Genomic DNA, 10,177 nt, shown 5'->3' with positions numbered 1-10,177 from the left:
GGGAAGTATTTACTGCGTGTGGTCACCATCACCGCGCCCCGATCGCGAATCAACTCTATAGCTGCTCGTTCTAGGCGATAGCCAAAAAAGAGGGGGTGAATCTCCTCACCTGCTTCCACCTGAGCGACAAGATTTAAAAATCCCTCCACCTTTGATTCTGTAATGTTGCTTTTGACTTCCCCGAGTACCAATACTGGTCATCCTTCGACCCCCCATTGCGCAGGGGGAAGGTGTCGCGGTCACAGCACTCAATTTCCATGCCCCAGCGATATTCCAGAATCTCTGGCACCACCTCAAGGGCAAGGTCTGCCAGCGACCCACCCAATGCTTCACTGAGGCCGCTTTTTAGAAAAGAGGTGAAGTTTACTATCCGTTGTGAAGGTCATTAACTTTTCTGAAGTTTTCTTTCATCTTTTCGCCGGTACTGCTTAATATAATCAACACATCGGTATTCTTAAGCACAACTCTTACTTAAGGATAGCTCCATATCTCAATTAGTTTTATTGTCAAATATCGCTGGCTGCTGCCGAAGTAGTACGAGGCTTCGGTGGGGGTAGCAGCTCGGAGGCTAATATGATGACATCAGATCGCGGTTTTAGTGACGGGCGAACACCACAATTTACAGAAACGCTTCAGCCCGAACGACTACTGCAGCAACTCAGCACTTCAGGAGGCACAGGTTGCTTCAAGGTGACTGTGAAGGAGCAGCAGTGGTTTCTCTACTTTGATCAGGGAAATATTGTTTATGCTACCCACACGATTGAGCCGAGCGATCGCTTTGAACGACATCTACGGCAACTCAGCCAAGTCGTTCCTGCCCTTGATCGCAAGCTACGTGTCCAAGTCCGCCAGCAATGGCAACAGGCCAATACCCCTACCCCGATCTATGAGTATGAGAGTCTGCGGTGGTTGCTCACTCAAGACATCATTACCCTAGAGCACTTTAGCTGCCTAGTCGAGGGGCTGATTGTTGAAGTGCTAGAGTCGTTTTTATATCTCAAGAGCGGTCACCATCAACTTGTGCCCTATGTTGAAGTGCCAATTGTCAGTCGCTTTGACGCCACCCGACTGATTCAGCAGTGCAAATCCCAAATTCAGCAGTGGCTGAGCCTTGGTCACAAAATTGTCTCGCCTTTTCAGCGACCCTACTTCTTTAGTAGTGCGCAAGTCAATTTAACCCCAGAGCAGCAGCAACGCCTGGGGTCTATGTTGCGGGGGTTTAGCTTTCGCCACTTGGCAGTGCTGATGAACCAAAATGAAATTGCCTTGGTGCGTAGCCTCTTACCATTGATTGATAAAGGAGCTGTGGTCATTCGTGAGCCGCAACACCCCTTTGATTTGCTGCCTAGTTTTGATGCCAGTTTGTGGCAGGAAACCGCACCCACAGTGGCAGAGGAAAGCGGCGATCTTAGCAGTGGCTTTTTTACGTCCCAAGTGCAGAACCGTACCTATCGGATTGTCTGCATTGACGATAGCCCGACCATGCTCAATGAAATTAAGCGGTTTTTGGCGGATGATGCCTTTGAAGTCATTACCCTCAATGATTCTGTAAAAGCCCTGATGGAGGTGATGCGCCTCAATCCAGATCTGATCCTGCTGGACGTGGGCATGCCCAACATTGATGGTTATAAGTTTTGTAAAGTCATTCGCAACCATGAACGCTTTAAGTCAGTGCCAATCATTATGGTGACGGGTAACACGGGTCTCATTGACCGCGCCAAAGCCCGCCTCGTGGGAGCGACGGACTATATGACCAAGCCCTTTACTCAAGCGGAACTTCTCAAAATGGTGTTTCAGTACTTGACGTAGTACAGGCAACCTGTGGGCAGTATATTGACAGTAATCGATTATTTGAATTGACATTTGGGAGATGACATGACGACGGTTTTAGTGGTGGAAGATACCCCCTCGGAAATGGCACTGATTACCTCGTTTCTTAAGGACTCTGGCTATACCGTCATTGCGGCCACTGATGCCAAGGAGGCTCTAGAAAAAGTCACGCAGTACAAGCCCGATGTGGTGGTGACGGATGTGGTGATGCCGGGAATGAGCGGCTTTGAACTCTGCCGCAGTCTCAAGAAAAATCCGGAAACAGAAAAGCTCCCCATTGTTGTCTGCACGTCGAAAAATCAAGAGCTAGACCGCCTTTGGGCAATGAAGCAGGGGGCAGATGCCTATGTGACCAAGCCCTTCAGCCGTGAAGATCTACTGCGGGCACTGAAGGCGGTGGTGGTGTAGCGATGCTTGGGGCAGCACCTTGGTTGAATCATGGTGAAGGGCGGGGCGATCGCCCCCAAGGGGCGCCCTATTTGCGTTTGGCTGTCCACAACCAATTAACGGCATTGCTGCCAATGACTGAGATTCAGCAGGTGTTAGTGATCTCGCCGCAACAGCTCACGGTGATTCCCAATATGGCCGCAGTGGTAATGGGGCTGCTGAACTTTCGTAACCGCATTGTTTGGGTGCTGGATTTAGCCCACTTGCTCAACTTAGAGCCACTGGATGCGGATATTTCGATGTTGACGATCGCGTTGCTGCACACCCCCAAGGGATACCTCGGACTGGCACTAAAGGAGGTGCGGGGCATCGTCCGTCTTCCCGAGGGAGCCATTCAATCGCCTGTGGGTACCGTGAGTGCGGCCCTAGTTCCCTACCTCAAGGGCTGTTGTCGCCTAGGGGAGGAGCTCTTCTTTATCCTCGATGGGGCAGCGATTGCCGAAAGGTCTTGCTCCAGTGTTCTTGCTGTTGATGTCGGATAGCACTGCTGTTAATGCTGTTAGGATGTGCCAACAATGACCACTGCCAAATCCTCCCTTGATATTCCCCCTTTACCACCGTCGGTATTGAACTACCAACTCCCTCCCCTAGAGGAGAAAAAAGCCACAACCAACGGCAAATCCCCTGAGCAGCCTGCATCCCCACCCCCCCCACCCCGTAAATTTTGGGGCTTACGTCCGAAACTAATTACCAGTGCCGTTGCTCTTGCAACACTGCCGATGATTGGTGTGGGCTTGGCGGCAAATGAAGTGGCGCGTCAACAACTGATGGAGCAGGTCTTGCAACTCCAGCAGCAGGAAGCCAGGAGTGCAGCGCTGCAATTTGATAACTATCTGCGCGATCGCCGAGGAGATGCGCGCGTCTTGGCTTCGGTTTTGAATAATCGTTATAGCAGTGAAGTCCAGCGGCGCGATCGCGCCCAATTGCAAGCCGTTCTCGATCAGTTCCTTGATGCTTACGTGGCCTACGACAGTGCAGCGATCATTGCCAACAATGGCCAAGGAACCGTCATTGCTCAATCCTCAGCGGGAAATCGTCTCGCCAACAATATTCTCCAAAATCAAGAGTACTTTAAGCTCGCGATCCAAAGTCGGGGTGCGGTTTTAACCGTTGAGCCAACGCTATCACTGCCGGAACGCCCCCTCGGGATGTTTTTAGCGGTACCGCTGATGAATCCCCAAAACCAGCAAATTATGGCGGTGCTGCGGTTGCGGGTACCCAAAGGCAGTATTCAGCAATTTCTGAAAAACTATGATCGGGATCAGCAGCAGAGTTTTTACCTCGTAGAGCCGGGGGGAACGATCTTTGCCGCCTCCATTGCAGCATTGCAGGGTAAACCCTTAGAGGAAGTCTTTCCCAAACTTGCTCAGTTTAGGGACAATACCCCAGCCAGTACGCTGACAGAACGGCGCCGCTCTGATGGCGAGTCCCAAATTCTCAGCTACACCACTGTTTCCCAACCCTTTGCCTCAATTGTCCTCGGCACTGACCAAGACTATGCCCTTAAACCCCTACGAAACCTGACATGGACGCTCCTTTCGGGGGTGATCGTGACGGCAATTGTGGCGGGGGCGATCGCCATCTACCTTAGCAATCGCGGGATTCAACCCCTCCTGCGAGCCACGAAGGCGGTGACGAAAATTGGTGAAGGGGATCTCCAAACCCGTCTGCCGGTGGAGGGGGATGATGAACTGGCGACCCTCAGCCGCACGATTAACCAGATGGCAGAACAGTTGGAACAATCCCTGACAGAAGCTCGACTGGCTGCCCAACGCGCCCAACAGTTGCGCGATAGTGTCTTTCGTCTAACCCAGCAGAGCGATCGCCAGCAGATTCTCGAGAATCTCGTCAACGAGGGGCGCGCTCTTTTGGGGTGCGACCGCGTGATCTTCTATGAATTTGATGACAACTATGTCGGCAAAGTCGTTGCCGAGTCTGTGGCCGTCGGCTGGCCTCAAGCCCTCGAACAGGTGATTGACGACCCCTGCTTCCGTCAAAATTGGGTTGATGAGTACACTAAAGGGCGCGTGCAAGCCACGGCAGACATTCTCAATGCTGGTCTGACGGAGTGCCACCTCAAACAACTTGCTCCCCTGAAGGTGCGAGCCAACTTAGTCGTTCCCGTGTTGGTGGAGAAAAAACTGGTCGCCCTTTTAATTGCCCACCAGTGCAGTGAGCCGCGTCAGTGGCAACAGCCCGAAATTGACGCCTTCCTGCAGTTGGCCAACCAAGCAGGACTGGTGCTTGAGCGCAGCAAATTCCTTGAGCAGACCACCGCCGCCCAAAAAGAAGCAGAACGCCTTGCCCAGGAGCAACAGCAGCGTACGGAACGCATCCAAATGCAGTTGATTAACCTGCTCACGGAAGTCGAGGCGGCCTCCCAAGGGGATCTGACGGTACGGGCCGACATCACTGCCGATGAAATTGGTACCGTTGCCGACATCTTCAACTCTCTCATTGAGAGTCTGCGGGATGTGGTGGTGCAAGTGAAAGCAACCACGGAAAAAGTGAACACTGCCCTCTTGGCGGATGAGAAAGCCATGACCGAGCTGGCGGAAGAATCGCTGCGGCAAGCCAAGAAAGTGAAGCGGATGCTGGATGCTGTCGAAGCCATGTCCGGCTCGATTGAATCCGTGGCCAATAGTGCCAACGAGGCGGCAGAAGTAGCGCGCAAAGCCTCAGAGCGAGCGGTTACCAGTGGTGCAACCATGGATGCCACCGTTGATAGCATTCTCCACTTGCGGAAAACGGTGGCCGAAACCGCCAAAAAGGTGAAACGCTTGGGTGAATCCTCGCAACAGATTTCCAAGGTCATTTCGCTGATTAACCAGATTGCTCTACAAACGAACCTCTTGGCCATCAATGCCAGTATTGAGGCTGCCCGTGCCGGTGAAGAAGGCCGAGGCTTCGCGGTGGTTGCCGAAGAGGTGGGTGAGCTAGCGGCGCGATCAGCAGCGGCCACCCGCGAAATTGAGCAAATTGTGGAAACGATTCAGCAGGAAACCCACGAGGTGGTCAGTGCCATGGAAACAGGTACCGCTCAGGTGGTCGAAGGCACCCGCCTTGTGGAGGTAACCAAGCAGAACCTCGAAGAAATTGTGCAGGTGTCGCAGCACATTGATGAACTGGTGCAGTCCATTTCCCAAGCCACCGTCTCCCAAGCCCACACCTCCAACACCGTCAATACCCTCATGAAAGACTTTGCCAAGGTCTCTGAGGGGATGTCTGCTACGTCTAAACAGATTTCTGAGTCTCTACAAGCCACCGTGGAGATGGCTCAGGAACTCCAAAACTCCGTCAACATCTTTAAGGTGACTGCTGAGGGATAACCATGCCCGAACCCGGCGTTGAGGAAACGATTCGTCTCCAGTTCCTCGAGGAGGCTCAGGACTACCTGCAAACGATTGAAGCAGGGATATTGGAACTCTCCCACCAGCCGGGGGTGATGGATGCTGTACTGCGGGCGGCTCACTCCATTAAAGGGGGGGCAGCGATGATGGGCTTTATGTCCCTCAGTGAACTGGCGCATCGCCTTGAGGATTGCTTCAAGGTCTTGAAATCGCGCCCCTGCCAAGATGTAGAAGTGCAACACCTCCTGCTCAAAGCGGTGGATCAACTGCAAGCAGTCATTACCCTCCATCGCCAGGGGGTTGAACCCAATGAGGGCTGGTGGCGCACCCAAGTCGAGCCAATTTTGGATGAGTTACAGGGACGGCTGGGAGATCCCACGGTGCAGGATGATCTGACGCTCCTCAGTGGCGATGATGGCCAGCAGATGCGGGTGGTTCTCTTTGAAACCGAGGTGGAGGCCTGCCTACAACGCTTGGAAACTGTTCTGCAAACCCCCGGCCAACCCTGCCTCAAGGAGGAGCTGGCGATCGCCGCCCAAGAACTGGAAGGCCTCGGACAAATGCTCGAAATGCCTCAATTTGCTGAGTTTTGTGCCTCCGTCAGTGCCTATCTGGAGCAGCCCAACTGTGATGTCAGCGAAGCGGGTGCCCACATTGTCCAGCAATGGCGACGCTGCCAAGCCCTCGTGATGACTGGTCAGCTGGAGGCTCTGCCCACGCGCTTGGAAATCCCGGAAACTGATGACGCAGAAGAAGACGACGATCAAACCATCATTGATTTACCGCTGGCAAACCTCAATCAAGAACTAGGCGTCGAGGACTTTGCCAGTGCTGAAGTGGAGACCTTCTCCTTGGGTGATTTATTGTCTCCCCCACCCCCCCCTACAGCAGCCCCTTCCCCTGCACCAGAGGCTGAGACCACCCCAGTGACTCCCCAGCCCCAAGAACCCAAGGAAATGACTGTGCGAGTGCCAGGGCATCAGTTGGATCAACTGAGTGATCTGATGGGGGAATTGCTCATTGAGTGTAACGGTCTGGATTTACAACGGGAACGCCTCCATGATCTGCTGGCGGGTCTCAAGCAAAAAGTGCGTGCTCTTGAGCGTGCCAACTTTCGCCTGCGCACAGAGTATGACCGTGTCAGTGCCCCCCATCACTTTAATCCCCAAAATCAGCATGGCTTCGATGTCCTCGAGTTCGATCGCTATACTGATGTGCATCTGCTCTCCCAAGAGGTGATGGAAACCATTGTCCAAGTACAGGAAATCACCAGCGATTTGGAATTGAGCCTAGAGGACACCGAACGCACTGGCCGTGATCTCAACCGCACCGCCAAGCAACTTCAAGCTCGGTTTACCCAAGTGCGGATGCGCCCCTTTGCGGATCTAGCCAACCGCTATCCTCGCCTAATCCGCGAATTGAGTCGCGAGCATGGTAAAAATGTCAACTTAGAAATTGAGGGCAGCCACGTTCTCATTGACCGCATGGTATTGAGTGTATTGGCGGATCCCCTCTTGCACCTTGTCCGCAATGCCTTTGATCACGGAATTGAACCCGCAGAGGAACGCCAAGCCCTTGGTAAGCCCGCAGCGGGAACCATTACCCTAAAGGCGGCCTATCGCGGCAACCAAACCGTCATTACTGTGGCGGATGATGGCCGAGGCCTAAATCCAGAGAAAATTCGACAAACCGCACGGCGATTGGGCTTAGCCCGTGACTGGTTGGAAACCGCTAGCGATCGCGATCTCTGGCAACTGATTTTTGAGCCGGGCTTTTCAACAGCCTCACAAGTGACTAGCCTCTCCGGGCGCGGCGTAGGCATGGACGTAGTGCGCACCAATCTGCGGCAAATTCGCGGAGACATCCAGATCCACAGTACCCCCGGCCAAGGCACGCGCTTCACGATTACAATTCCCTACACCCTCTCAGTAGTACGGGTGCTCTTGGTGGAGGCCGCTGGCATGCTCTTGGCGGTGCCAACCGAAGACATCGAGGAAATGGTGCTAGCCACTCGCTACCCCCCCATTGAAACCCTTGGCTCAACTCTGATTGACTGGGAAGGCTATCTCATCCCTTTAATTGACCTCACCCAGATTTTCCACTTTCAGCGCCCCTATCGTCCCGTAGAAATGGAGGGCGCACCCACAATTAACGAGCCAACCCTGATGATTGTGAGTCAAGGGGACAGCGCCCTCGCCCTGCGGGTCGATCGCTATTGGAGCGAGCAGGAAGTCACCATTCGCCAAGTCGAAGGAGAATTAGCCCTCCCCAAGGGCTTTAGTGGCTGCACAATTTTGGGGAATGGTCGTATTGTGCCTCTATTAGATCCCCTTGCCCTCTTTGATTGGTCAGAACAGGAACGTTCCCGTGCCCCTGTAGCTAGCCCCGTTGCCCCCAGCCAAGACACTGTCCTTGTGGTTGACGACTCAGTCAACGTGCGCCGCTTCCTGGCTAATACCCTCGAAAAAGCCGGCTATCGGGTTGAACAGGCCAAAGATGGTCAGGAAGCCATTGATAAACTCCAAGGAGGGCTACACGTCAACGCCCTTATCTGCGACATTGAAATGCCCCGCCTCGATGGATTTGGCGTCCTCACTCAAATTCGCCGCATTCCCCAGTGCCAAAACACCCCCGTCATGATGCTGACCTCCCGCACGGGTCAAAAACATCGCCAGCTTGCAGAACGTCTAGGGGCGGCCGCCTACTTTAGCAAACCCTTCCGCGAAAGCGACCTCTTGGCCACCCTTGATCAGTTGATCCGCCATGGTTAAAAGCCGCCGTCGCCGCCAAAGCCAACCCGTTGTTTTAGAGCAGTTCCTGACCTTTATCGTGCGCCAAGAGCAGTTTGCCGTGCCCATGGCACAGGCCTATCGGGTCATTCCTTTACCGCCTATTCATGGCGATCCCCAGCAACGGGGGGTTGGCTTGGTCACCTATGAGAATCACGAAATTCTGGTCATTGATATTGGCCGCTGTCTCTTTGATGACCCCCTCTCAACCTCAGAAACCCAGAAGCTAAAATTTTTGCTCATTCTCCAGCCTCGCTTAGAAGGGGAATGGCTTGGCTTGCCCCTGACAGAACCCCCCGTAATTGAGCGCATTCCACGGGATGCCATTCATCCCATTCCCAGTAACTATCTCCACTGGGGGAGTATTCGCAACGTCAGTTCCCTTATGGTCAGTAGTCAAGAAGATCAGGAGCTACCTCCCATCTTTATCGTTGATATTGAGCAGGTACTCCACACCCTAAAAACGCGATAACCTGACTGCATTTCTAGATGGAGGCGCACCAGCCATGAGTACGCTCTATGAAACCGACTTTTACGCTTGGACGCAACAGCAAGCCACATAGCTCCGCCAAGGCAAATTGGAACTGCTTGACCTTGAGAACCTCAGTGAAGAGATTGAATCCTTGGGTAGGCAAGAGAAGCGGGAATTGCACAGCCGCCTGAAAATTTTATTGGCACACCTACTCAAATGGCACTACCAACCTCAACGACGTTCTAAGAGTTGGATTTACCCGATTCGTGAACAACGCCGCGAAATTAGTCGTCACCTCAAGGAAAACCCCAGCCTCAAACCCTACCTCCCAGAAGCCATTTCCATCTGCTACGAAACGGCTCTTGACCTAGTGGGACAAGAAACACTCCTTGACTCTGAAACGTTGCCGCAAACATGCCCTTTTTCGGAAGGGCAAATTTTTGAAGAGCCACTCCACCTCTAGGCTCAGCCAATATGCTCCCACGAAACAGCCGTACCCCGCTCAATGGCTTAATTCACTCGCTTGCCTAGCAGTATAGCCATGTCAAATCAGGCGCGCCACCCTCCATCGCTGAGATGACTGAGCGCCCACGGTTGTCCCCCGTCGTCGAACGGTGTGAGGAACAGCGACAAGCGTATCAACAGCAGCTTGAGACATAGGTAGAGAGTCACGGCGAGGAAACGGTGGTGTAGATCGATGAGAGGGGGTTTGACTTTCGGATGGATAATGCACCGATTCACGCGACAGGAGCCCTTCAGGCAGTGGTCAAAGCGGCAGGTCACGAGGTGTGATTCTTAGCGAAATCCGCTCCTGATTTGAATGGGATTGAGCACGACTTCAGTGTGTTGAAGTGAGCGCGGCTGGATGCAGGGTCAAACAGTTCGATTGAGGAGGTGATGCGCAAGTATTGTGCTGGATAATGTCTCATTCTTTATTGGAATAGCTATGAATCTCAGCCAAGATACTACACAAATGTATTTATCCTTTACGCGGATATTTTTTAACTATAGAGCTTTTGAAGTCTATTGCTTAGCGCTTGTATTAAAGCCAGGAGTGTTGAACAATAGATTAAGTGACTAGAAAAAGGGAAGAATATGGCATTTCTTCCCTTAAATAATAGAAAGCAAAAAGCTTAGCTTAGCATATTTCGCATCTATTGTCAAGTCTATCTTCAAACAATTTAGCTTATGTTTAGCCGGATAAAGTTCGATGTTGTTTTAGGCAGATGTCCTGCCTGTGGTAGTGGTAACCTCAAGCATAGATTTTTTCAAAGCACTAGTGGCTTTAT

General features: G+C 52.7%; 6 protein-coding genes and 1 pseudogene. All 7 read left to right on the top strand.

Annotated features, from left to right (window positions below; genetic code table 11):
• Nucleotides 1–573: 573 nt before the first annotated feature.
• Nucleotides 574–1,809: a response regulator gene (locus IGQ15_RS08030; RefSeq protein WP_297050580.1), complete on the top strand. Its 1,236-nt coding sequence runs from the start codon at nucleotides 574–576 to the stop codon at nucleotides 1,807–1,809.
• Between the two features lie 66 nt (nucleotides 1,810–1,875).
• Nucleotides 1,876–2,238 (top strand): response regulator, encoded by a 363-nt coding sequence (locus IGQ15_RS08025; protein ID WP_297050578.1) that lies wholly within the window; start codon nucleotides 1,876–1,878, stop codon nucleotides 2,236–2,238.
• A gap of 2 nt (nucleotides 2,239–2,240) precedes the next feature.
• Complete coding sequence (locus tag IGQ15_RS08020) at nucleotides 2,241–2,759, top strand: chemotaxis protein CheW (protein ID WP_297050576.1); 519 nt, start codon at nucleotides 2,241–2,243, stop codon at nucleotides 2,757–2,759.
• Nucleotides 2,760–2,792: 33 nt separating this feature from the next.
• Entirely contained in the window at nucleotides 2,793–5,606 is a 2,814-nt protein-coding gene (locus IGQ15_RS08015; protein ID WP_297050574.1) for a methyl-accepting chemotaxis protein, read from the top strand.
• Between the two features lie 2 nt (nucleotides 5,607–5,608).
• Entirely contained in the window at nucleotides 5,609–8,398 is a 2,790-nt protein-coding gene (locus IGQ15_RS08010; protein ID WP_297050572.1) for a hybrid sensor histidine kinase/response regulator, read from the top strand.
• Nucleotides 8,391–8,888 carry a chemotaxis protein CheW gene (locus tag IGQ15_RS08005; RefSeq protein ID WP_297050571.1) on the top strand — a complete coding sequence of 166 codons (498 nt, stop codon included), beginning with the start codon at nucleotides 8,391–8,393 and terminating at the stop codon, nucleotides 8,886–8,888. The genes IGQ15_RS08010 and IGQ15_RS08005 overlap by 8 nt, the downstream gene beginning before the upstream one ends.
• Nucleotides 8,889–8,922: 34 nt before the next feature.
• Nucleotides 8,923–9,351: pseudogene (locus IGQ15_RS08000) on the top strand (DUF29 domain-containing protein).
• The last annotated feature ends 826 nt before the right edge of the window (nucleotides 9,352–10,177 follow it).

It is taken from the genome of Thermosynechococcus sp. M98_K2018_005, assembly GCF_015295825.1.
GTDB lineage: Bacteria > Cyanobacteriota > Cyanobacteriia > Thermosynechococcales > Thermosynechococcaceae > Thermosynechococcus.
This window is presented reverse-complemented; position numbering and strand designations above follow the sequence as displayed.

Coding starts and splice junctions, on each gene's coding strand:
- IGQ15_RS08030 (WP_297050580.1), top strand. CDS start 574: ATGATGACATCAGATCGCGGTTTTAGTGACGGGCGAACACCACAATTT.
- IGQ15_RS08025 (WP_297050578.1), top strand. CDS start 1,876: ATGACGACGGTTTTAGTGGTGGAAGATACCCCCTCGGAAATGGCACTG.
- IGQ15_RS08020 (WP_297050576.1), top strand. CDS start 2,241: ATGCTTGGGGCAGCACCTTGGTTGAATCATGGTGAAGGGCGGGGCGAT.
- IGQ15_RS08015 (WP_297050574.1), top strand. CDS start 2,793: ATGACCACTGCCAAATCCTCCCTTGATATTCCCCCTTTACCACCGTCG.
- IGQ15_RS08010 (WP_297050572.1), top strand. CDS start 5,609: ATGCCCGAACCCGGCGTTGAGGAAACGATTCGTCTCCAGTTCCTCGAG.
- IGQ15_RS08005 (WP_297050571.1), top strand. CDS start 8,391: ATGGTTAAAAGCCGCCGTCGCCGCCAAAGCCAACCCGTTGTTTTAGAG.